The 23,270-nt window shown below is 44.9% G+C and carries 25 protein-coding genes and 1 pseudogene; 2 read left to right on the forward strand and 24 right to left on the reverse strand.

Annotated elements, in window-relative coordinates:
- Window positions 1-16: 16 nt before the first annotated feature.
- The 16 genes from PCY71_RS04870 to PCY71_RS04945 all read right to left on the reverse strand — a co-directional run bounded on the left by PCY71_RS04870 (window position 17) and on the right by PCY71_RS04945 (window position 13,628).
- On the reverse strand, window positions 17-1,399 hold the full coding sequence (locus PCY71_RS04870; protein WP_125342424.1) for a M20/M25/M40 family metallo-hydrolase: 1,383 nt from the start codon (window positions 1,397-1,399) through the stop codon (window positions 17-19).
- 116 nt (window positions 1,400-1,515) lie between these two features.
- On the reverse strand, window positions 1,516-2,343 hold the full coding sequence (locus PCY71_RS04875) for an amino acid ABC transporter substrate-binding protein (protein WP_048772603.1): 828 nt from the start codon (window positions 2,341-2,343) through the stop codon (window positions 1,516-1,518).
- 115 nt (window positions 2,344-2,458) lie between these two features.
- On the reverse strand, window positions 2,459-3,604 hold the full coding sequence (locus tag PCY71_RS04880) for a M20 peptidase aminoacylase family protein (RefSeq protein ID WP_048772601.1): 1,146 nt from the start codon (window positions 3,602-3,604) through the stop codon (window positions 2,459-2,461).
- A 112-nt stretch (window positions 3,605-3,716) separates the two neighbouring features.
- Window positions 3,717-4,823, reverse strand: a complete 1,107-nt coding sequence (locus PCY71_RS04885) for a DUF4352 domain-containing protein (protein ID WP_185761342.1) — start codon at window positions 4,821-4,823, stop codon at window positions 3,717-3,719.
- A 123-nt stretch (window positions 4,824-4,946) separates the two neighbouring features.
- Window positions 4,947-5,663, reverse strand: coding sequence for a YebC/PmpR family DNA-binding transcriptional regulator (locus tag PCY71_RS04890; protein ID WP_002901009.1), 717 nt, complete (start codon window positions 5,661-5,663; stop codon window positions 4,947-4,949).
- 267 nt (window positions 5,664-5,930) lie between these two features.
- On the reverse strand, window positions 5,931-6,296 hold the full coding sequence (locus tag PCY71_RS04895; RefSeq protein WP_048772722.1) for a hypothetical protein: 366 nt from the start codon (window positions 6,294-6,296) through the stop codon (window positions 5,931-5,933).
- Between the two features lie 230 nt (window positions 6,297-6,526).
- The gene (locus PCY71_RS04900; protein ID WP_009659861.1) at window positions 6,527-7,330 is read right to left on the reverse strand and encodes a DUF6612 family protein; all 804 of its coding nucleotides are present in this window, start codon (window positions 7,328-7,330) and stop codon (window positions 6,527-6,529) included.
- A 205-nt stretch (window positions 7,331-7,535) separates the two neighbouring features.
- Entirely contained in the window at window positions 7,536-8,630 is a 1,095-nt protein-coding gene (locus tag PCY71_RS04905) for a nucleotidyltransferase (RefSeq protein WP_048772591.1), read from the reverse strand.
- Between the two features lies 1 nt (window position 8,631).
- Entirely contained in the window at window positions 8,632-9,366 is a 735-nt protein-coding gene (locus PCY71_RS04910; protein ID WP_048772590.1) for a class I SAM-dependent methyltransferase, read from the reverse strand.
- A gap of 74 nt (window positions 9,367-9,440) precedes the next feature.
- On the reverse strand, window positions 9,441-9,806 hold the full coding sequence (rsfS, locus tag PCY71_RS04915) for a ribosome silencing factor (protein ID WP_045772873.1): 366 nt from the start codon (window positions 9,804-9,806) through the stop codon (window positions 9,441-9,443).
- A gap of 57 nt (window positions 9,807-9,863) precedes the next feature.
- Window positions 9,864-10,319 (reverse strand): cysteine hydrolase family protein, encoded by a 456-nt coding sequence (locus PCY71_RS04920; RefSeq protein WP_048772581.1) that lies wholly within the window; start codon window positions 10,317-10,319, stop codon window positions 9,864-9,866.
- Window positions 10,316-10,915: a bis(5'-nucleosyl)-tetraphosphatase (symmetrical) YqeK gene (gene yqeK / locus PCY71_RS04925; protein ID WP_048772578.1), complete on the reverse strand. Its 600-nt coding sequence runs from the start codon at window positions 10,913-10,915 to the stop codon at window positions 10,316-10,318. The genes PCY71_RS04920 and yqeK overlap by 4 nt, the downstream gene beginning before the upstream one ends.
- On the reverse strand, window positions 10,912-11,544 hold the full coding sequence (locus PCY71_RS04930; RefSeq protein WP_048772576.1) for a nicotinate-nucleotide adenylyltransferase: 633 nt from the start codon (window positions 11,542-11,544) through the stop codon (window positions 10,912-10,914). The genes yqeK and PCY71_RS04930 overlap by 4 nt, the downstream gene beginning before the upstream one ends.
- A gap of 28 nt (window positions 11,545-11,572) precedes the next feature.
- Window positions 11,573-11,884, reverse strand: coding sequence for a ribosome assembly RNA-binding protein YhbY (gene yhbY / locus PCY71_RS04935; protein ID WP_008808453.1), 312 nt, complete (start codon window positions 11,882-11,884; stop codon window positions 11,573-11,575).
- 107 nt (window positions 11,885-11,991) lie between these two features.
- On the reverse strand, window positions 11,992-13,098 hold the full coding sequence (gene yqeH / locus PCY71_RS04940; RefSeq protein ID WP_048772572.1) for a ribosome biogenesis GTPase YqeH: 1,107 nt from the start codon (window positions 13,096-13,098) through the stop codon (window positions 11,992-11,994).
- 2 nt (window positions 13,099-13,100) lie between these two features.
- On the reverse strand, window positions 13,101-13,628 hold the full coding sequence (locus PCY71_RS04945) for a YqeG family HAD IIIA-type phosphatase (protein WP_032907201.1): 528 nt from the start codon (window positions 13,626-13,628) through the stop codon (window positions 13,101-13,103).
- Window positions 13,629-13,762: 134 nt separating this feature from the next.
- Between PCY71_RS04945 and PCY71_RS04950 the strand changes: the two genes are divergently transcribed.
- Together PCY71_RS04950 and PCY71_RS04955 are read left to right on the forward strand one after the other, a co-directional pair.
- Entirely contained in the window at window positions 13,763-14,389 is a 627-nt protein-coding gene (locus tag PCY71_RS04950) for a TVP38/TMEM64 family protein (protein WP_002910419.1), read from the forward strand.
- A 68-nt stretch (window positions 14,390-14,457) separates the two neighbouring features.
- A pseudogene (locus tag PCY71_RS04955) lies at window positions 14,458-14,562 on the forward strand (transposase); the annotation flags it as partial.
- 103 nt (window positions 14,563-14,665) lie between these two features.
- Here PCY71_RS04955 and PCY71_RS04960 read toward each other — a convergent pair.
- The 8 genes from PCY71_RS04960 to codY all read right to left on the reverse strand — a co-directional run bounded on the left by PCY71_RS04960 (window position 14,666) and on the right by codY (window position 23,082).
- On the reverse strand, window positions 14,666-15,712 hold the full coding sequence (locus tag PCY71_RS04960; protein ID WP_048772568.1) for a 2,3-butanediol dehydrogenase: 1,047 nt from the start codon (window positions 15,710-15,712) through the stop codon (window positions 14,666-14,668).
- Between the two features lie 121 nt (window positions 15,713-15,833).
- Window positions 15,834-16,190, reverse strand: coding sequence for a hypothetical protein (locus PCY71_RS04965; RefSeq protein WP_048772565.1), 357 nt, complete (start codon window positions 16,188-16,190; stop codon window positions 15,834-15,836).
- A 93-nt stretch (window positions 16,191-16,283) separates the two neighbouring features.
- Window positions 16,284-17,717 (reverse strand): Asp-tRNA(Asn)/Glu-tRNA(Gln) amidotransferase subunit GatB, encoded by a 1,434-nt coding sequence (gatB, locus tag PCY71_RS04970; protein ID WP_048772562.1) that lies wholly within the window; start codon window positions 17,715-17,717, stop codon window positions 16,284-16,286.
- On the reverse strand, window positions 17,717-19,183 hold the full coding sequence (gatA, locus tag PCY71_RS04975; protein WP_048772558.1) for an Asp-tRNA(Asn)/Glu-tRNA(Gln) amidotransferase subunit GatA: 1,467 nt from the start codon (window positions 19,181-19,183) through the stop codon (window positions 17,717-17,719). Before gatA ends, gatB begins: the two co-directional genes overlap by 1 nt.
- Entirely contained in the window at window positions 19,183-19,485 is a 303-nt protein-coding gene (gene gatC / locus PCY71_RS04980) for an Asp-tRNA(Asn)/Glu-tRNA(Gln) amidotransferase subunit GatC (RefSeq protein WP_048772555.1), read from the reverse strand. The genes gatA and gatC overlap by 1 nt, the downstream gene beginning before the upstream one ends.
- 203 nt (window positions 19,486-19,688) lie before the next feature.
- Entirely contained in the window at window positions 19,689-21,425 is a 1,737-nt protein-coding gene (gene aspS / locus PCY71_RS04985) for an aspartate--tRNA ligase (protein WP_048772551.1), read from the reverse strand.
- A 311-nt stretch (window positions 21,426-21,736) separates the two neighbouring features.
- On the reverse strand, window positions 21,737-22,294 hold the full coding sequence (locus PCY71_RS04990) for a cysteine hydrolase family protein (protein WP_048772548.1): 558 nt from the start codon (window positions 22,292-22,294) through the stop codon (window positions 21,737-21,739).
- A complete protein-coding gene (gene codY / locus PCY71_RS04995; protein ID WP_002896308.1) occupies window positions 22,294-23,082 on the reverse strand; it encodes a GTP-sensing pleiotropic transcriptional regulator CodY in 789 nt (262 codons plus the stop codon). Before codY ends, PCY71_RS04990 begins: the two co-directional genes overlap by 1 nt.
- Between the last annotated feature and the right edge of the window lie 188 nt (window positions 23,083-23,270).

Raw genomic sequence — 23,270 nt, forward strand, 5'->3', positions numbered from 1 at the left:
AAGCCTTCCTTTCCCGCTAATCAGCTCGACGATAACTGCCAATCAGCTCCTGAATGAGCTCAATATGCGTGTAGTAGTCAGCAATTTTCACATTCTCATCTCCGCCATGGTCCCGGCTGTTGGCATTTCCAAGTCCAAAAGCCGCCATAGGAACCTCCAAGGCCTCATAGACCGTGTGCATCGGACCAGTTCCAGCTGAAGTCGGCAGAACAGAGATGCCCTCTTGGTAATAATCTTTAGCCAGCTCGATAAGATTAAGAATGGATGGTGCGCTCATGTCGCTGCGATAGCTCATTTCTCCCAAGGTATAAGTCAGCTTAACTGCTGGATAGCCATTCTTGTCCAGCTGTTGACGAATCTTGTCTAACACATCCTCTGGCTCCAGACCAGGCACCAGACGAACTTCCATCTTAGCCTGAGCATCTGAAGGCAAAATGGTTTTAACCCCTTGGCCTTGATAGCCTGATCCGAAGCCTTCAATATTCAGCGAAGGTTCAAAGTAAAAGCGACGGAGGAATTCCTTCCGTTCGTCCAACAAAACTGGTAATTTCAAGCCATAGACTTGACTCAACTCTTCAGGAGTCCGCAGGGCATATTCCTCAATTAGGGCCAGCTCTCGTTCATTTGGCTCTTGAACCTGCTCATAGATGCCTTCAACTAAGATGCGGCCGTCTGGACTGCGCAAGCTGGATAGAGCATTGAGCAAATACCAGGAAGCAGAATTGATAACCCCGCCAAAACTGGAATGGATATCTACATCTGCACTTTTAACCGTCATGTCAAAGGTAACAATTCCCTTGTTACCGCCCGAGATTTCCAGCTGACCTAGATTATTGCGGCTGCCTTGCTCCCAGACCAGTAAATCCGCTCCTCGCAGGCGTTTGCGATGCTTGGCCAAATATTTATCCAAGTCTGTCGAAGCAGACTCTTCTGCCCCTTCCATCATAAAGATGATATTGACTGGTAAATCACCGTGCTCTCGAATATACTTGCGAACAGCCGTCAAACGAGCAGTAATGTGCCCCTTGTCATCATCCACTCCTCGCCCATACATAACCCCATAATGAACTGACAGCGTAAAGGGATCATTGGTCCAAGGCTGGTCATCATCTGCCGGCACTGTATCGTAGTGGTTGTAGAAAATAACGGTCTTAGCAGCAGGATTTGAAGAAAGAAACTCCGCCAAAACAAATGGAGCAGTATAGCTATCGTCAATCATGACCTTGGCACCTGCAGCTGTAAAAATCTCTCCCAAATAGTTGGCTACTTCCTGCAGACCAACCCGCTGGGCAAAGATTGATTTTTTAGAAATCAAGGTTCGCAGCACTTCAAAATAGTGCTGGGCCACCTCGTCGTTTTCAAATTTCTTGATTTGTTCAGTCTCAGTTGAGAAAGGCATGCGTTACTCCTATTAACAGCAGATAAAGGGCTGGGGAAATAAGCTTCCCCGCCCTTATCGTATTTCTTGTATCAAAGTCTAGTCAGCCAAATGCAGACTGGACTTGATGGGATTTCTTACTTGATGTCTTTTGCATCTGGCAGGTAAGAACCGCCAAAGAATTCTTGTGATAGTTTTTCAAGCGTACCGTCCTCATAGAGTTCCTTGATTCGCTTGTTGACAAATTTTTGCAGGTCTTCCTGACCGCTTGCGATAATCGGATAGACATAAGGCTGCTGATCACTTGGAAGCTCAATCACTTCCAGATTTTTCAAGCCTTGGTCCTTGATAATAGACTCTACAGTTATGCGCTCAAAAACTTTATAGTCCGTACGGCCGTCATTCAGATTGGCCAAGATTTGCTGAATGGTTCCGTCCGTATAATTGATTTTTGTCGGATTATCGCTATGTTCCTTGTTGTAGTCCTCTAGTTGCTGAGCTGTTGAAGTCCCCTGAACAACCTCAGTAGACTTGCCGCCAATGTCATCCAGCGATTTAATCCCCTCACCTTTACGGACAACTAAAACTGTTGGATTTTTCGCATATGGACTAGCATAGAGATATTTGTTAGCTCGTTCTTCAGAGTAGCTGATATTATTGGCACCGATCTGGTAGCGGTCGCTGTCCAGACCTGAGAAAATAGAAGCCCACTTGGTCTTATTGAAATTGACTTCATACTTGTCTGAGTCCTTAAAGATAGCACGAAGGACTTCGATATCATATCCAGTCAGTTTACCGTCTTTATCCTCGTATGAAAATGGTTTGGTCGTTCCTACTGTTCCGACTTCTACCTTTGTTTTCTCTGTTTTCTTATTACTTGATGATGAGCAAGCCACCAAGGCACCAATGGCCAAGACACTGACAGCTGTCAAAGAGAAGTATTTCAAGGTTTTCTTCAGGTTCATATTTCGAATTCCTCCTAAAAAGTCTTTCTTTATCATATCAAATAAGGAGAAGCTTGACCATTATATATTTTTTATGGAGGTGATAGCTTTTCTTTATCAGCTTTGAGGCAGTCATTCACTCGACTTTCTGCCTGTAGTGCTGCAGGAGAAAGAGGGCGCTCTCCACATAGTAAGGAACGGAAACTTTGAAAGCTTCGTCGTCAATGACCATGCTGTCGTGATGGAGGTCAGGAGCATTTTCTGCCCCATTTGAGCCGATAAAGGCAAAGACACCTGGAAGCTTCTCCTGATAAAAGGCAAAATCTTCTCCAGCCGAGGATGGATTGGCTGGCAGAACCTCTGCCAGATTCCGTGAGTGCTCATAGAGCAGCTCAGCCAATTCGGGATCATTATAGGTCACTGGAGGAGTATGGTCCCAAGAAATCCTGACCTGAGCTCCAAAATTCTCAGCTGTATTCTCTACAATTCGGATAAAGTCTTCCTTGAGACGCTGCTGCAAGGTCGGATTGAAGCTGCGAATCGTTCCTTCAAAAAAGCCCGACTGCGGCAGTACATTCCAGGTCGCTCCAGCTTCGATATGAGTCACAGATAAGACAGCCGCTTCAAAAGGAGATACTGTGCGGGCCACTAGAGCCTGCAGATTTTGAATCATACTGGTTAAGGTCAATACTGTATCAACCCCCAAATCCGGTCTAGCCGCATGGCTGCTGACACCTTCTACTTCAACCTTGAACTTCTCAACCCCAGCCATCATGGCTCCAGCTTTAAGTGCCAGCTGCCCCGCCTTAAGCTGGGGCATATTGTGAAAGCCGATAATCGCAGACACATCGTCCAGCAAACCAGTCGCAAGTACCTGACTGGCTCCCAGAGAAGTTTCCTCAGCCGGCTGGAAAATCAGACGAACCGTCCCTCTCAAATCTCCTTCCATAGCCTTGAGCAGCTCCGCTGCCCCCAAAAGGCTGGTCTGATGAAAATCATGGCCGCAAGCGTGCATAACGCCTGCATTCTGACTGGCGTAAGGCAGACCTGTCTGCTCCAAAATAGGCAGAGCATCGATATCAGCCCTCAGGGCAATAATCGGCTTGCCAGAGCCAACCTCGGCAACCAAGCCCGTTTTCAGACCGGATTCTAAAATCCTAATCTCTAAATCTTCCAGATAGCTTCTTAGGAAAGCTGTCGTTTCAAATTCCTGCCCAGACAGTTCTGGATGCTGATGAAGATAATGCCGCGTTTGCATCAGTTTATCATAAAATTTTTTCATGGCAGACTCCTTTACTCGAATACACCTATCTACCATCCAGTATAGCACAAAGCAAGACGAGGGCACAAAAATAGAGAGCAAATAATCAATAATCAGCCCTCTAATTTTGCTATTATGAGATATCGCCTTCGAAAGAAATGACAATGGATTCATAAGAAAAATCACGCTCCAAGACCCATTTGCCATCTGTCTTGACAAATTTCAGCTGATAATCTCGTTCTGGGGTGAGAAGCGGCCGTGAGTCCAATCCAGCCATCATGTCATCAGCATAATTCTTATCTTGTGCTTTATAGAATTCCGAAAGATTCGCATACTCAGAACGATGCTTATCAGAAAACTCTTTACTGTAGTTCAGGATGGTTTTGCTTAGACTGACCGTTCTCGGTTTAATCTTGATCACTATCTCATTCGGCATGTACTGGGCTACTGTATAAGAAATTTCGGAGCGTTTTGCATTATTTTCCACATAGGCATCGATAAAGGTATTGACTTCCTTATCAGTAAAGGGATAGTCATGCAATTTACGTTTAAAGTCTTCAGCAAAAGCTGCTCTAAAGTCATTTTTATCTTGCTCCAAATTACCGCCTAAGACAAAATCTTCCTTGCCCTTGGATGACTTTGCCTTGTCTTTGCTTTTGGCGTCTCCACCCAAGAAAACATCATTCAGATAATCAGAAGCTAATTTCTTTGACTCTTCGACTTGATCAGGATAGCTAGAAGGATCAACATTTAGCTTGATTTCTTCTGTTTTCTCATCAGCATCATAAGTTTTCTTCTCATAGTGCAGCTCATATTTTTTATCCTTTTCAACCTTAAATACAAGATAACCAGAAAGAGTCTTTCCCTTAGCTAAATCTTCATATTTCAGTATTTTAAAGTTTTCTGCATCATCATAAACTCCGACCGGCTGGATTTTCTCACCTTCTGAATCATAAAAGCCAATGTCTGAAGAGGAAATCATGATTTTTTCATCCGTTTTATTCTTAATTTCCAATGACAAAGCTAAGTATTTTGAATCAGCGGCCCCATTGCTTGGCAAAATAAACTGGCCTTCCTTAATCTTGACCTCTACTTGCCCATTGCTGGCTGCTTTCTTGTCCTTCTTCTCCTGACTTTGCTTACTTGGAATATCCTGATTTGAAGTCGGAAGCAAGGCACAGGCAGTTAAGCTCATTCCTGCTAAAAGCAAGGTTGTGTATTGAAATACTTTTTTCATCATTGTCTCCTTAATAACTTAATAATATGACCTTTCTATTTTACCATACTTAGCTGCATTGGTAAATACAGTTTGAGACTTCTCATCACAGAAAAACCTGTAGCTCCAACTACAGGTCAAGTATCTTTAGAATCCATCTACATTCGTATAGATTTTTTGGACATCTTCATCGTCTTCCAAAACGCTATAGAGTTTTTCAAAGGTTTCGAGGTCTTCACCGGTCAACTCTACTTCAGACTGAGGAATCATTTCAAGCTCGGTTACTTGGAATTCTTGAATGCCAGATTCACGCAGAGCCACGATAGCCTTGTGAAGGTCAGTTGGCGCTGTATAAACAGTGATGCTTCCTTCTTCTGCTTCAACATCATCAACATCCACATCCGCTTCCAGCAGCTGTTCAAAGACACTGTCAGCGTCGTCCCCAGCAAAGACAATCACGCCTTTATTATCAAAAAGATAAGATACAGAGCCACTAGCTCCCATATTACCGCCATTTTTCCCAAAGGCAGCACGAACATTGGCTGCAGTCCGATTGACATTTGAAGTCAGGGTATCGACAATCAGCATAGAACCGTTCGGCCCAAATCCTTCATAGCGGCCTTCAGTAAAGGTTTCGTCAGTGTTTCCTTTTGCCTTATCGATGGCCTTGTCAATGACATGCTTCGGCACCTGAGCCTGCTTAGCTCGGTCAATAACAAATTTCAAAGCTGTGTTAGACTCTGGATCTGGATCACCTTTTTTAGCTGCTACATAGATTTCCACACCAAACTTAGCATATACTTTTGAGTTCGCGCCGTCTTTGGCCGTTTTCTTTGCCACAATATTGGCCCATTTACGTCCCATTGGAGATTCTCCTTTTGATAAATTACATTTTTAATCTTTCTTATTATAACACAGGGAATCAGAAAAATCACTAAGAAAAAATGATAGCTCCTAGAAGATTCTGGTTGTATTGTTCAACTCCTGCTGGGCTGAAATCGAGACAAAATTGATTTCTGTTTTCCTTCCATAAAAAATCCAGCCGCTAAAAGAGCAACTGGACGGTACATTCTATTTCCTGAAACTAGCAGGCCTGTCATAACGGACCTTTTCCGAAATCCATCAAAAATATCACTGATAATTTTTCACAATAGGCAAATCAGGTTTGCATCTGCTTAAGCAGGCAAAAACATCCTCTATTCTGCCATCCAAAAATGTGACATCTACTCGGACGGACTTGCCATGATAAGGCTTGACATATAGGTAGTCTCTCCGATAGCGCCTGACCCCCAGTCGAAAAGAAGCCTGCCCATCAGAAGTTCTTCCCCAAGCCGGCCGGTAAAAGACACTTTCCAGCTGATTCCAAGCAAAGCTATGCTCTTTCAAGAAAGCTCCTCGCACGGTCAAGCCCCATTCTGTTCCTGCAAGAACAAAGCACTTTTTACTCAGCTTACGTCCTGCATGGACTATTGCAAAGATTTCGACTACAGCAGTCATGAAAAAAGCAAGTATAAAAGGCAAACTGAACGTGCGTATTCCTGCTCCAGGCATGGCCTTTTCGAAAGAAAATAGTATAAAGTAAGCTAAAGTTCCGAAAATAAGGCTTAAGGCTAAAAAGACAGATGCCAAGATGACTATGGTCAAATAGAGTCCTCTACGATAGCGAAAAGCAAACAATAAAGGCATGGCTTTTCCCTTCTTTCTCAGCTAATAGTTTTGCTTATGCTTTACTGAGGCGCCTTAAACTCATCTTCCTCTACCTTATTCCAGTCAGAATATTGAGTATCTGTTTGAACATCCAAACTACCTTCTTCACCCTTATAAGATAAACCTAGTTTAAAGTCTTTTAAGAATAAGGTCTTTTTATCCAAGCGTACTTCTAACTTCTTATCCATATCAGCCTGAGTAACACCTGTTAGCTCTAGTTTGAATTCTTCACCAAAAAGCCCCAGCAAGTCAGCGTTTTTACTGCTTAATTTAAAGATATATTCATCACCGCTTTCCTTTACAGTGACATCATCAGCCATTTGATAAAAGCCATCCATGAGTTTGAAATAATCGGGCTGAACATAATAATCTGCTCCGCTTCCCATTTCTTGCTTAGACCATGTTCCATTTTTAGAAGAACGAGTATACAAAAGTTTATTCTCTCCGCCTGGCATAATCGCTTCTTGATAACTCTCCTGACCGCTCTCTTTTCCATCTATGATTAAATGCCCCTTGGCCAGTTCATCCATGCTTTTATCATAGAGAAGGTCTCCGCTCATCGTTTGAGTTTTATTGGAATCATCTACAGTGATAGATAATTTCACCTTCATTTTCATTGAAGTTAGATCTTCATTCGCAGTTTCTGCTTTCTCCAAGAGTTCTTCAATATCGTCAGAAGAAGTATTCTTCTGGCTCTCACGGGAGCTATTCTCAGTCCCACCTTGATTCTTTTGAGAATGCTTCTGCCCAATCAAGCTACAAGCACCTAAACTAAGCGTCAGTAAAGCTGTAAGTGCCATAAAGGTAATCTTTTTGAATTTCATGAGTCTTCCTCCTTTGAAACATGGATAGGAAAGATAAGCATTCAATCAGCACAGCAATGTTTTATTGACCGAATGTTAGCTTTCATACCTACAGTCAAACCGCTAAAAAGCAAATCATGCTCCTTAGTGAAAACAAATTTATTTGTTTATTATACCATTTTTTATTTACCGTCGCAAACAAAGCAAAAAGGCTGAACATTCAGCCTTACTTGTCTCTCATAATCGGAACCCGTCCAAAATTCTGTTCCCTAAGTGCAGAGTTGCCTAGTTGATAGACCTTATCAGCCTGCTGGGTTAGACCATCCCATGGCTCCTTGCCGATACGGCTGACTAGTTCAACTTTTCCCTTAAGCTGGGACAAATGCTGGCGCCCCTGCTCGGAAAAGCCTAAAATATGAACACCTGACGGAAGCTCTTCTTGCCTAGCTCCGACTAGGATATAGGTCAGCAGACGCCGAACCCTAGCCTTGGTATAGCGCTTGGTTGCTACCTGCTCAACTAGCTCTCCTATGGTCTCACTGCTTTTCAAGGCCACTCTAATCCTGACGGCCAACTCCTGATTGACCTGATAAAAGTCTGTTAAATCCGGACAGGTCACTATCTGGTAACGAAGATAAGGAAAGAGGTCTGCCCAAGTCACCTTTGCTGCCGTCTCGAGCAAGTCATAAGCCGGAGTGAATTTTTTGAGAAAGTCTGGCTGATCCAGATTCTGACGAAGGGCAGTTGCGGAAGCAAATCCCTGATTAGCTGATAAGGAATGATAACCAGCGCCCTGACGTTGAATCGGGTACAACTTTATAGTTTTTCCCGCCACAGCTTTGGCATAGGCCAAGCCCAAGATATGGTTGGGCGTAGAGCCTGAGAAATTGAGCCCTGCAAACTCCTGCCACATAGCCTGAGTCTTCTGGGGATAGGATAGGGAGTCAGGCAGTCCAGCCAGGTAAGCCTCCATCTGCTCTGCCTTTTCACCATAGACCTTGGAAATACTCTCATAGTCCAGCACTTCCTCAGTTCCAAACATTAGATGATCAATGCCCAGTCTCTCTAAGATGTCTACTGCCCCCTTAGCGAAAAAGTCTGCCGCCTGAACGCTGACCAAGAAAGGCAACTCAAGAACCAGATCCGCTCCAGCTTCCAAAGCCATCTGTGCCCGAGTCCACTTGTCCACGATAGCCGGCTCCCCTCGCTGAACAAAATTACCACTCATAGCGATAATTTTCAGACCAGAAGCCTGCTCCAGCAGATATTTGTGCCCATTATGAAAAGGATTAAACTCTGCGATAATACCGGTAACTGTCATCTCATTTCTCCGCCACAAAGAACCAGCGAACGCTCTTGTCAGTCGGCTCCTTGTCCTCAAAGTCCGCATAAACCTTGACATTCTTAAAGCCAGCCTGCTCCAGCAAGATATCATAGGTCAGGATCTCATAGGTCCGCTCCTCATGCACCTCATCATGGCGCGTGAAGCGCCCATCTTCGTCTTGGACAAAGAAGGTCAGCTCATGCACGATGGAATGAGGCGGTTCGTCCGCATAAGAATCCCAGACCATAGCAAAGGTTTCAGCATTTTCATGATAAGAATAGTCTGGAAAAACCTCGTCAATCTGGTAAATCGAGTGCACATCAAAGATAAAGCGGCCCCCTTCATTTAGATGCTGGTAGACTTGAATGAAAACCTGACCGACATCGACTTCGTCTTCCATATAGCAAATCGAGTCCGAATAACAAGTCACCAAATCAAACTGACCGACGCCACTCAAATCCAGCATATTCCCTTGTATAAAGGGAATGTCCAAACCAGTCTCTCTGCTACGCTTTTCTGCCAACTCCAGCATTTCCTGACTCAGATCCAGCCCCGTCACATCAAAACCAGCTTGCTTAAAATAAATAGACTGAATGCCCGTTCCACAGGCCAGCTCCAGCAGCTTTTTCTTATCCTTGGGAAAATGACGCAGGCTGAAATCCGTCCACTTTTCATACAAAGAATCATCCATAATCGCATCGTAAACCGACGCGAAGGTTTCATAAGTTGCCATACTTTTCCTTTCAAAAACAGCCCAGCCAGCAGGCTGACTGAGCCGAATTCTGCTTTCTGCCTAAGGGCAAAAAATCACTTGTTTTTTTCTTCCAATAAGGCTGCAACATCCACACCAGTTGCTTCGTGCCAGAGTTTTTCCAGATTGTAATGCGCCCGCATTTCCTCTGAAAAGACATGGACGACCACGCCGCCCAAGTCTAAGAGCACCCAGCCGCCAGCTGCGTCTCCCTCAACATGGCCAGCAGAAACACCTGCTTCAGCAGCTTTCTCACGGATATTTTCAGCTACTGCATCCAGCTGACGACTGTTCATAGAGCTGACGATGACAAAGTAATCTGTCACAGTAGTCAGACCTTGCAAGTCCAAAGCTACAATATCTTCTGCACGCTTTTCATCGGCCGCCTTCACGACCAGTTCCAATAATTCTTGTTCTTTCATAGTTCCTCTTTAATTAAAAATGTTTTTGTAGTCTAGAACATCCGCAAAACGTCCGTCCTAAATTTTTTGGTAAAAAGTATTTATTTTTTCTGCCGAAGCCTCTTCTCCATCAAAAGTTGTAAAAGCACCTTCTGGAATGACAAGTTTATAATCAAATTCAAATCCAACTTTAACTGATGCATCTACACAATATTCTGTCTGCATTCCACATAAAACTAGACGACCAATATCTTCTTTATCCAAGTAATCCTTCAAATCTGTCTCTTTAAATATACTATTATACTTCTTCTGAAAGACTTTTTCGTCTGATTTTCGATTCAAGAGAGGAGACAGCTGCCAATCTTCCAATGCACTATCTTCTGGATTTTCAATATGCTGAATATAGATAATTTCGGCACCTTTACTCCTAGCCTGATGCTGCAAAAAGGAAATTTTATCCATCATTTTATCAGACTGAAAACCTGTCTCCACTAAGATATTTTGCACATCTATAATGATTAGAGCTGTTTTCATTCTTCTATTTCCTTCAAATATCCTACAAAGGCATTATAAGTCTCCAAGGTCTGCGGATAGATGGGCATTCCTTTGTGAGCCAAATGCTCTACTGTCCTTGCTGTTTCGTAGGACACAGCCTGATTAAGCGACCGTTGAGCCAGCTCTCTAGCCTTATCCACTCCCGGAAAGTCTCGGTTGTGCTCAATGTAGTCAGCTACGTAGACCACCTTGTCCAGCTCAGACATGGTGCTACTCCCCACTGTATGAATCTCGATGGCTCGGAGAATCTCTGCATCTTCGATGCCTAAATCTTCCTGAATCTTGTAAATGCCCACCATGCCATGCCAGATATTATTGCCCCAGTTTTTCAAGTCAGGATCCAGCTGACATTTATCAATCAAGGCCAGAAAATCCTCGTCCGAGACCTTTTTAGCATAGTCATGTAGGAGTCCTGCCAGACCCGCTTTTTCGACGTCAAGACTGAAGCGCTCCGCTAATTCACGGGCAGCCTTTTCCACACCTAGACAATGCCGCAGGCGCTTCTCGGGCATGACTGTTTCCATCTTAGACAGCAAGGCCTCACGGCTTATACTGATATAGCTTTCATAGGTCATAGGTAAAGCCCTTCTTTCTCAATATAGTCTAAGACCGGCTGAGGCAGCAGGAAATTAGGAGTCCGTCCCTGAGCCAGAAAATCCCGCACCATACTGGAGGAAATATCCATAAGGGGGACATCCACCCAGATGACAGGGTAAGAAGTCCCCGCCTTGTAGCGCGGTCGTTGAACACCGACAAACTGAACCAGCTCAACCAGCTCATCAATCCGGTACCACTTGGGCAGGTAGTCCACCATATCCGCACCTATGATAAAGTAATAGTCCGTATCTGGATGTTGCTCTGTCAGTAGCTTCATGGTGTCGTAGCTGTAAGAAATTCCCTTGCGCTCCAGCTCAATGGTTTCAATCCCTAGTCCTTCAATGCCCTCAATAGCCAGCTCCAGCATTTTCAGCCGATGCTGCTCATCAATAGTTTCTTTCTTATCCACATGGGGCGGCTCGTACTCTGGCATGAGCAGAACCTGATCCAAGCCCAACTGTTGCCGGACCTGATCCGCCACGACCAAATGAGCATTGTGGACAGGATTGAAATTCCCGCCTAAAATACCAATCTGCTTGCGTTTTTTATCTTTAGCTTCTGGTTCTAATTCCACCTTGGTAAAGGGGGTTAGTAATTCAATAGCCATAGGCTGACATCTCCACAGAAATTTTTCCTTAAATTTGCTTGACTTTGACAGAGAGTTTGCGATTTTCCTTTTTGCTGGACTGCTTGTAGAGAATCAAGATCCGGCCAATCTTCTGCACCGTATCCACTCCGATTTCCTCTTCCAGAATCTCAGCAACTTCATGGATATTCTCATCTGTATTCTGCAAGAGCGTAATCTTGATCAGTTCTCGTGCGTCCAGTGCCTGACGGACGCTGGTTTTGATTTGGTCATTGAGTCCATTTTTCCCAATCTGAATGATAGGTTTGAGACTGTGTGCCTGACTGTTGAGAAAGGCGCGTTGTTTTGATGTTAGTGTCATGTTCTTCTATAAGGCCTGAGTCAGTTGGGACTTGCTTGTCTCCCCACTGCTCATGGCCTTTTCCTTCCTTATTTTAAGGGGATTTATTCCCCTTGGTTTCTTGAGTATTAAATAATGGCTTTCCGAGTGACAACCGCCACACCCTTTGGCGCCCAGCCAGCTACTCGGGCAGGACCACTGACTCGAATCCAGCCCAGACCAGAGAAGACGATATCTGTCTTGTCCTTGATGGTAAATTCATGCTTGACCAAGGCTGGAAATTCTTCCCTTTCCTTGCCAACGGGAGGTACTAAGAGACTGCCGACATGCTTGTCATAAAAATCACTAGCACCTTCTAACTTGGTCCGGTGGAGCTTGAGCTCATTGTCAAAATATGCTGTGAAGCCCTGCTTGTCGCCTGCCACAAAATCGAAACGGCCTAGGCCACCCAAAAAGAGGGTTTGATTTGGATTAAGCTGGTAGGTTTTGGGCTTGATTTCCTTTTTGGGACTGATGTATTTGAGATTCTTAGCAGAAAGATAGTGAGCCATCTGGTGACGATGAATAATGCCTGGTGTATCATAGATATGACTGCCGTCTGCCAAAGGAATCTCAATTTTATCCAGAGTTGTGCCTGGGAAGCGCGAAGTCGTAATAATATCCTTATCGCCCGTGATTTCCTGAATAATGGCGTTAATCAAAGTGGACTTGCCTACATTAGTCACGCCGACCACATAAACGTCACGTCCCTTGCGGCAATACTCAATCTTGTCAATCAAATCCTTGATGGCCTGCTTGTTCTGAGCAGAAGTCAATACCACATCGACTGGACGCAGGCCTTCTTCGTGAGCCCGCTCCGTCAGCCATTGGGTCACCTTGCTATCCTTGACCGACTTAGGCAGAATGTCCTTTTTATTCCCAACCAAGAGAACATCGTTTCCAGCGACAAAGCGAGGCAGGCCAGGAATGACCGATCCATTAAAGTCAAAAATATCGACAACATTGACGACCAAAGCGTCGCTATCTCCAACCTCATGCAGAAGCCGCAGAAAGTCATCATCCGTCAGCTGGACATCGCTGATTTCATTATAATGGCGCAGGCGGAAACAGCGCTGACAATAGAGTTCACCTGTCTCCAAGCCTTTTTCTAGAGCTGACTGAGGCGTGTAGCCCAGCTTGCCCTTATCTTCTGTCTGAATAGTGGCTCCGCAGCCGATACAGAGAAGTTCTTCCATGCTTAAATTCCTTTTTTGTATTGAATTGGACCGTATTTTTCAGTGATTTTTTTGAGCACACGGCGTTCACGCGCCCGATTGATCTGGGTCTTGATAGAATCATGCTCAACCAGTGGTTTAACCAAAATCGAACGAATTCCGGCCCGATGAGCAGCTCGAATATCCGTCATGAGCTGGTCGCCCACCATGACCACTTCCTTTTTTTTAAAATGAAAAAGCTTGAGCGCCCGGTCAATTCCCCAAGTGAAGGGTTTCATGGCCCAGTAGACATAGTCAATGTCAAACTTTTCAACAGCTCGCTTGACCCGTTTTTGGTTATTATTGGACACCACGATAATCCGAATGCCTGCATCCCGCAAATCATGGAGCCACTTCTTCATCTCTGGGGTCCCGTCAGGATTATTCCAAGCAATCAGGGTATTATCCAAATCCACCAAAACCGCTTTGATCCCCTGTCTTTTCAAACTCTCTACTGTCAAATCGTAAACTGCCTCGACCGCAAAGTCCGGCATATAATCTTCAATCGCCACATCTCTCTCCAAAAATTCGTATTCTCATTATTATAGCATAAAATAGGCTTTTTGGCACTTACAGCCTCAAGTGTTACAAAAAGGAAAAAAGATGATATTATAGTGGTGATAGTATAAATGTTCTGGAGGTTTGTATGGCAGAAAAAAACAGGCAGATGCAGGCTGTTTCCCCTCTTTTGCAAAAGATTATCAACTGGTCGTCCGCCATTGGCGCTCTAGGAACGGTGGCCTTTTGTCTCTGGGCCTATTTCGCTGGCGTCCTCCAATCCAAGGAAACTCTCTCAGCCTTTATTCAGCAGGCGGGTATCTGGGGGCCACCCCTCTTTATCTTCCTACAGATTCTGCAGACGGTCGTGCCCATTATTCCTGGCGCCCTAACCTCTGTCGCTGGCGTTTTCATCTACGGCCATATCGTCGGCACCATTTATAACTATATCGGTATCGTCATTGGCTGCGCTATTATATTTTACCTAGCTCGTACCTACGGTCCGGCTTTTGTCCAGTCTGTCGTCAGCAAGCGTACTTATGATAAATATATCGGCTGGCTGGATAAGGGCAACCGCTTTGAGCGCTTCTTTATTTTCATGATGATTTGGCCCATCAGTCCAGCCGACTTTCTCTGCATGCTGGCCGCCCTGACCAAGATGACTTTCAAAAAGTACATGCTGATTATCCTTCTCTGCAAGCCTATCACTCTCGTCATCTATACCTACGGATTGACCTATATCATTGATTTTTTCTGGAAAATGGTCTCCAAATAAAAAGAAGTTGAATTGCACCGCACCCCAAAAGTTAGACAGAAAAAATCTAACTTTTGGGGTGTTTTTAAATGAAACTAACTTATGAGGATAAAGTTCGAATCTATGAACTAAGAAAACAAGGAATCAGCTTAAAGCGACTTTCAGAAAAATATGAAATGAACCTTTCAAAACTTTTGACATCCCAACCTCTTTCTATATCTTTGCTTATTACAGCACAAACCATAAAGAAAAATCAGCCAGTTTTGACTGATTTTCATCTCATGATTAAGCAAAGATTTATTCTGGCGACACCAAAATCTTGATCTGCGCCTTGTCCTGAGTCAGCTCGATAAAGCCTTCTTGCACAATATCCTCCAACTTAATCTTCTTAGTCACAAGCTTGTCAGCAGAGAAATAACCTTGCTCCATCAGTTCCAGCACCTTAGGGAAAATATGCCGATAGGCGATAATACCCTTGAGCGTTTTTTCTTGAATGGCAAATTCATTAGGATTGATGCTGGCTTCTCGCTCCCAAATAGAAACTACCATACATTCTCCAGCCTTGTGAACAGCAGCCAAAGCTTGTCCCAGCACAACCGGCACCCCAGTCACTTCATAAGACACATCTGCCCCGCCACCAGTTAAACGCTGAATAGCAGCTACCACGTCTTCGCCTTCTTCTGGTCGCACAATGATGGCCCCAAGCTCCTCAGCCTTGGCTTGGCGCTCTGGAGATAACTCAACACCATAAATCTTAGAGGCACCAGCTGCCCGCAAAGCCTCAACTATCAAGAGCCCGATTGGCCCCAAACCGAAGACCACCGCAGTATCGCCCGTCTTAAGAGCTGACTGACGGACCGCGTAAACAGCCACAGCAGCAGGTTCTGTCAAGGCTGCCTGCTCATAGCTAAGACTGTCTGGAACTTTGTGAACAATGTCTCCGTCCAAAACACAGTATTTGGCAAAACCACCGTCTGCCGCCAAACCGACAAAGTTTAGATTAGGGTCCAGATTATAATCACCGACAAGATTATGCCTAGCCAAAATGGGCTCAACTGTCACCCGATCGCCAACCTTGACTCGTGTCACAGCACTGCCGACCTCAACAATTTCCCCAGCAAACTCATGTCCCAAAGTTACAGGCGCTTTCTGGCCAGAGTAGACGTGCTCTGTTTCTGTCGGAATAAAAATCGGTCCGTCCAGATATTCATGCAAGTCAGTTCCACAAATTCCTGTATACTTGACCGCAATTTTGACCTGATGCGGTTGGACTTCCGGTACATCCACTTCTTCAATACGGACATCTTTAGCGCCATACCAACGCGCAGCATTCATTTTTGCCATAAACATACCTCGCTTTATAATTTGTTAGTTTTATTGTAAACCCTTTCAGAAATCTTGTCAAAAGATTAACTACATTTTCAAAAAATAGCATACAAAAAACCAGCATCAGCTGGTCTTAGACTTATTCTGCAATTCTAGCCGTGTAAAAAGGCAGAAGGAACAGGAAGCTAATACAAAGAATCAGGAGAATCACACGGAGCCATCCGCCAAATAGAAGCGCAACCACTAAAGTTACCAAATAAACGGAAAAATTAGTAAAATTAGTTTCAATCAGCAAGGTTTGTCCTGCTTTAACTGTCACTGGCTTGGTTTTCATAGGAGCTGCTCCTACACGTACAACAGCTTCTTCCCCCTCAATAGGGAAGACAGCCTCATCACCATTCTTAATTGCGCCCACTTTCTGATCATTGATAAAGATTGGAAACTTTCCAATAATCCCTACAAAACCTGTCCCACGTTTCACTTTGATTTCCGACATAAAAGACTCCTTTGTTTTTTTAATTATTTTAACACAACCGATGGATAAAGAAAAGATAGAAAACCAGCCTCACGGCTGGTTTTCTACTTATTTCTATAATTTCTCCAACTCTTCATTGAGCAGTTTTTGTGCTACTTGTGGGTTGGCTTGGCCCTTAGTAGCCTTCATGAGCTGACCAATCAGGGACTTGGCCGCATTCTTGTTTCCGCCCTTATAGTCATTGATAGCTTTTTCATTATCCGCAAAGACTTGCTGGATAATAGGTAGAAGCTGGGCAGGGTCTGAGATTTGGATCAGGCCTGCTTTTTGCACATACTCTTTAGCAGAGCCACCGTTTTTAGCCAGATGGACAAAAACCTTCTTGGCAATCTTAGAGGAAATCGTGCCATCTGCAATCAGAGCAATCATCTCAGTCAGGTTCTCAGGTGTCAGCTCAATCTCAGAGATGGTCTTGCCTTCGGCATTGAGGTATTGCGCTACTTCTCCTTGGAGCCAATTAGAGACAGCCTTGGCGTCACCGCCTGCGGCAAGAGCTGCTTCAAAGAAGTCTGACACAGCCTTGGTCGCTGTCAACTGCTTGGCATCGTAATCGGACAGGCCGTAATCGCCCACATACTTGGCACGGCGCTCTTTTGGAAAGGCCGGCAGACTGCTGCGTACTTGCTCAATCCAAGCATCTTCAATCTCAAAGATAGGTAGATCAGGCTCTGGGAAGTAACGGTAGTCCGCTGAACCTTCCTTGACCCGCATGAGCAAGGTTTCGCCAGTCGCTTCGTCATAACGACGGGTTTCCTGACGGATTTGACCACCACTGCGTAGAATTTCTGCCTGGCGTTTTTCCTCAAATGCTAGACCCTTACGGACAAAGTTGAAGGAGTTAAGGTTTTTCAGCTCAGTCTTGGTACCAAATTCTTCCTGACCGTATGGACGTATGGAAATATTGGCGTCGACCCGCATGGAGCCTTCTTCCATCTTGACATCAGAAATGCCCGTGTACTGGATGATTTCCTTGAGGGCAGTCAGATAGGCATAAGCTTCTTCTGGACTGCGCATATCCGCTTCGGATACAATCTCAATCAGCGGCACCCCTTGACGGTTGAGGTCCACATAAGAGTAGCCATCGCTGCCGTGGGTATTCTTTCCGGCATCTTCTTCCAAGTGGGCTCGCTCGATACGGATTTTCTTGGTCGTGCCATCTTCTAGTTCAATCTCAATCCAGCCATTATAGCCAATCGGCTCATCAAACTGAGAAATTTGATAGGCTTTTGGATTGTCCGGATAGAAGTAATTCTTGCGGTCAAAGTGCATCTTCTGGTGAATATCCATGTTCAAGGCCAGAGCAGCCTTGATACCATAGTCAATGACACCCTTGTTCATAACAGGCAGGACACCTGGGAAGGACCAGTCAATGATATTGGTGTTGGCATTAGGATCCTCACCGAAGTGAGCTGGAGCCGGTGAGAAAATCTTTGAATTGGTCTTCAATTCAACATGGACTTCCAGTCCGATAACTGTTTCAAAGTTCATTATTTTTCACCTCCAAAGATAACTGGCTGCTGTTTGTGGTAGTCAGTCGTCGCTTCAAATGCTGCGGCTGCCTGATAGATGGTCGCTTCATCGAAGTGGTTCCCAATCAGCTGCAAGCCGACAGGAAGGCCGTCTGCAAAGCCAGCTGGGATTGAAATACCCGGCAGGCCAGCCAGATTGACTGGAATGGTTAACAGGTCAGCCAGATACATAGCCACTGGATCTTGGTTTTGACTGCCCAAGTCATAAGCTACCGTTGGTGCAGTTGGACCTAAGATCAAGTCATATGTTTCAAAAACCTTAGCAAAATCCTGCATAATCAAGGTCCGAACCTGACCAGCTTTCTTGAAGTAGGCATCGTAGTAACCAGATGACAAACTGAAAGTACCCAGCATGATACGGCGTTTCACTTCTTCACCAAAGCCTTCGCTGCGAGATTTGACATAGACATCTTCTAGATTTTCAATGCCTTCTGCGCGGTAGCCATAGCGAATACCGTCAAAACGTTGCAGGTTAGAGCTGGCTTCAGAAGAAGCAATAATATAGTAGACTGCCACGCCGTACTTGCTGTGAGGCAGGCTAACTTCTTCAACGATGGCTCCTAGACTTTCCAAGTGCTTCGCAGCTGCCAGAATCGTCTCCTTGACCTTGCTGTCAATTCCCTCACCCATGTATTCCTTAGGCAGGGCAATCTTCATCCCCTTGATGTCTTGGCCAATCTTGCTGGTAAAGTCTGGCACTGCTTCTTGTGATGATGTAGAGTCCTTAGGATCATTACCAGAAATAACATTCAGAAGCTGTGCATTTTCCTTAACTGTCTGAGAGAAAGGCCCTATCTGGTCTAAAGACGAACCAAAAGCAATGAGACCAAAACGCGAAACCCGACCGTAGGTTGGCTTAAGACCAACCACACCGTTAAAGGAAGCCGGCTGGCGAATAGAACCACCCGTATCTGAACCCAGTGACAGACGAACCTGACCAGAGGCAACAGCTGTCGCTGAACCACCTGATGATCCACCAGGAACCTTGCTGCTGTCCCAAGCATTCTTAGTCGTCTTAAAATAAGAGTTTTCGCTGGAACCACCCATGGCAAACTCGTCCATGTTGGTCTTCCCGACGATAATCATGTCCTTACCATAGAGCTTCTCCACGCTGGTCGCATCGAAAATCGGCTTGTAATTGTAGAGTATCTTGGAGGCAGCCGTCGTTAAGATTCCCTTGGTTGAGATATTGTCCTTAACTGCCAGCGGAATTCCGCTCATAAGATTGGCAGCATCAATTCCCTTGGCATCCAGAGCCGCAGCCTGAGCTAAAGCCTCCTCTTCGCTGACAGTAATGAAGCTGTCCACAGCCGCTTCAAGTTCTTTGATATCCGCCAAAGTTGCCTGAGTTAACTCTACCGCAGAAATTTCTTTCTTGACCAGCAAGTCGTGCAGTTCTTCAATGGTCTTGTGATTAAAAGTCATTAGGCATCTCCTCCGTCATCTAGGATGGCAGGCACTTTGATGTAGCCCCGCTCTTTTTCAGGTACATTTTGGAAAAGCTCTTCCCAGTTCCAGCCTGGCTGAGCCACATCTTCTCGCATATAGTTGATATTGGCAGCTACATTGGAAGTGAAAGGCACTCCTTCCGTGTCCACTTCATTGAGCAATTCGACCATGTCGACAATCTTGGTTAAGGTCGTCGCAAACTCAGCAGTTTCTTCTGGCGAAAAAGCCAATTTTGACAGCTTAGCAACGTGACTTACTTCTTCTTGAGTAATCTTCATCTCTGATTCCTTTCATAAGATATGTGAGCTTTTGCGACTGAAAATAACAATTTCTAGATGATATATTTATTTCCAAGCTTCAGCTCACCTTTACTTTGACAAGCCAGGGATGCTGATTTATTTGCCATCCGCTAGCTCTTTTCTTCAGCTTCTTCCTGCCATTCTTCAGGAATTCGCATCATTTCATTTTACCATATTTCAGGCTAATTCTTCAATTCCAAATGCAGTTCTTTAAGCTGTCTTTGGTCCACCAAACTTGGGCTTTCCAGCATAGGGTCAAAGCCAGTACCATTTTTCGGAAAAGCGATGACTTGCCGGATATTTTCTTCCCCAGCCAAGATCATAACTAGACGATCTAAGCCCAGAGCCAAGCCGCCGTGTGGCGGGAATCCGTATTCCAAGGCTTCTAAGAAGAAACCAAAGTCCCGCTCATAGTCTTCTCGGCTCATACCCAACAGCTCAAACATAGCTTCCTGAGCCTTCCGATCATGAATCCGCAGACTCCCCCCACCAATTTCATAGCCATTCAAGACGATGTCGTAAGCCTGACTACGGAATTGGTCTGGCTCTTGTCCATCTTCAAAGATTCCCTGTGTGAAAGGATGGTGCATGGCTTGATAGCGGTTTTGGTCTTCATTCCACTCCAGCAGCGGCCAATCCACAACCCAAAGGAAATGAAGCAAACTCGGGTCAATCAAATCCAAAGCTTTTGCGACTTCTAGGCGCAGATGCCCCAAAGCTTCCCGAGCTCGGCGCTTCTTGGCCATGACTAGCAGGATGAGGTCGCCATCCTTGGCTTCAAAGCGTGCCAGCAACTCCTGACTTTCAGTTTCAAAGGTGCTAGCCAAATCCCCAACCAACTGGCCATCTTCAACCTTGAGACTGGCCAAACGACTGCAGCCAAATTCCTTCATTTCCTGATAGTAGTGACTCAGCTGTTTCTTGCTAAAAGTACTAGCCGCATCTGGCACACAGATTCCCATCACTTCCTCTTGGTTGTCCAAGGCTTTCTTGATGAGAAGCGAATCATTGGACTGACACAAATCCGTCAAACTCTTCAGCTCTAAACCAAAGCGCGTATCTGGTTTATCAGAGCCGAAGCGGCTCATAGCCTCTTCATAGCTGATAGTCGGAAAATCTTCCGTCAGCTCTAAACCATGAGTTTTCTTGACAACAGCCTTGAGCATGGCTTCAACCAGAGCTCGGATTTCTTCCTCGCTGGCAAAACTCAGCTCCAAGTCCACCTGGGTAAACTCTGGCTGACGATCGCCCCGCAGGTCTTCGTCACGGAAGCAACGAACAATCTGATAATAGCGCTCAAGGCCAGCTCCCATCAGCAACTGCTTGAGCATCTGAGGGCTCTGCGGCAGCGCGTAGAATTGATTTTTAAAGACCCGACTAGGCACCAAGAAATCTCTAGCCCCTTCAGGAGTTGACTTGGTCAGATAAGGCGTCTCGACTTCCAAAAAGTCCAAACCATTCAAATATTCCCGAATAGTTGATGTGACCTGATGACGAAGTTTGAGGTTCTGTGTCATCTTCTCACGACGCAAGTCTAGGTAGCGGTATTTCTGACGCAGATCTTCCCCAGTATGGGCATGTTGGTCTAGCTCAAAAGGCAGGGCCTTGCTGCTAGCAATAACCTCAATCTTCTCTGCCCTCAGCTCAATCTGACCAGACTTGATGACCTTGTTGACAAAACGCTCTTCCCGCTGAACTACTTGCCCCGTCACTGCAATGATATCCTCTTTGCCAATGTCTTCCAACTTAGCAAAATCTTCAATCTCACCGCCAACGAAGACCTGAAGCAAGCCCTCGCGATCCCGCAATTCAATAAAGGCCAGTTTGCCGTGATTACGGATATTGGCCACCCAGCCAGTTGCGGTCATGGTCTGTCCGACCTGCTCTAAACCATAATTTCCGATAAAAATTTCTTTCATGTTCTTTCCCTCTCAAATCAATTTGTAGCTCCGCCCTGTTGTTCAGGATATTTACCGCAGTTTTCCATCGTCTTCACCTGACCTACTGCAAAATAAAAAGCTTTCGTCTCTAAAACAGACGAAAGCCGTGGTACCACTGTTATTCGCTGCCCTAAAAGGCAGCCTCTGAGCTCGTAACGTGAGCGACGTTTGTGCTTAATCACACAAAAGATTACGAAACATGTTCTTCGGTTTTTGCTTTCTTGGTGCTGCTCTCAGCTATCAGCACTCTCTGTACAAGTCAGCAAGCCTACTCTGCTTCTCTTTTACTCTTAAATTGTATCTATTATAGTCGAACCCAGGACATTTTGCAAGTGGTTTAAGGCAAATTTGTGATTTTCCTCTGACAGAGAAGCCACTGCCGGCTCTACCACCTGAATCTGATAACCAAGATTATAGGCATCAATCGCTGTATGCAAGACGCAAATATCCGTCAAGACTCCAGTCAAAATGACTGTATCTACCTTTCTTTCTCGCAATCGAATATCTAAATCTGTACCGGAAAAAGCAGAATAATGACGCTTATCCATCCAAAAGATCCGAGAGTCTGCTTGATGCTTCTCATAAAAATCAGCCAAAGGACCATAAAGATTGCGACCGCTAGTCCCTTTTATGTTATGAGGCGGGAACAGCTTGCTCTCAGGGTGAAAGGCATCATTCTCATCATGGGCATCAATAGCAAAGAAGATATAATCTCCTCGCTCAAAAGCCGACTTTGTTACTTGAGCAATGGCTTCAGAAATCGCCTGAGCTGGCGCTCCTGCTGTCAACTTGCCCTCATCTGCGACAAAATCAACTGTATAATCAATAGAAATCAGTGCTTTAGCCATTAGTAGTCCCTCTTTTTAATTTCATCAAAGACATCCGGAATCAGGACTTTTAGATAAGTTCCCTTCATTCCCAGCGAGCGGCTTTCAATAATCCCTGCACTCTCCAGCTTACGCAAGGCATTAACAATCACTGAGCGGGTAATCCCGATACGGTCAGCAATGACAGATGCTGTCAGCTGGCCTTCATTGCCATTGAGCTCTCCCAAAATTGCTGAAACAGCTCTCAGTTCTGAGTAAGACAGAGTATTGACCGCCATGGTCACAGCTGTCCGGCGGCGGATATTTTTCTCATCCTCTTCCCGCTGGAAGTTAAGCAGCTGGATACCAACCACTGTGCTGGCAATCTCAACCAAAATCAGATCATCGTCCGCAAATTCCTTGTCATTGCGCCAGATAATCAATGAGCCCAAACGAATCCCTGAAACATGGATGGGAGCAATAGTAGTCAGGCCATCTGGAAAATCGTCCTTGGTCTCTACCGGAAAAATCGTCAAATCATGCGTAACCGGCAGATTAGCCTCCGTTTCATAAACCAGGTTGGCTTCTTGGACATACTCCTCTGGGAAATTCTTATCTTGGAAAAAAGCTTCTACGCGGTCATTATTGGTCTTATAGCGCATGAAATAGCCTAGAAGACGTCCCTTGCTATTGATAATGCAGGCATTGCAGTGGATAATATCAGCCAACTGGCGCGTAATAGCATTATAGGGCAAATCTTCCTGCATCTGCTCTTCCGAGCGTTTCAGAATAGACGTAATTTTTCGTGTTTTTTCTAGTAAATCGGCCATATTTTTACCTCATATTTATTAGCTTCATTGTAACATAAAAGCAGTGAAATTTCAATAATTATCTGAAAATTTTTTATTGAAAAACAATTACATACAATTCCATAAAATAAAGAATTTTTCAAGTATATGACTTGATATATCAAGCCATATTAAACAAAAAACAGTCAAGAATTTGACTGTTTTTGATT

It is taken from the genome of Streptococcus sp. SN3 (assembly GCF_030439905.1).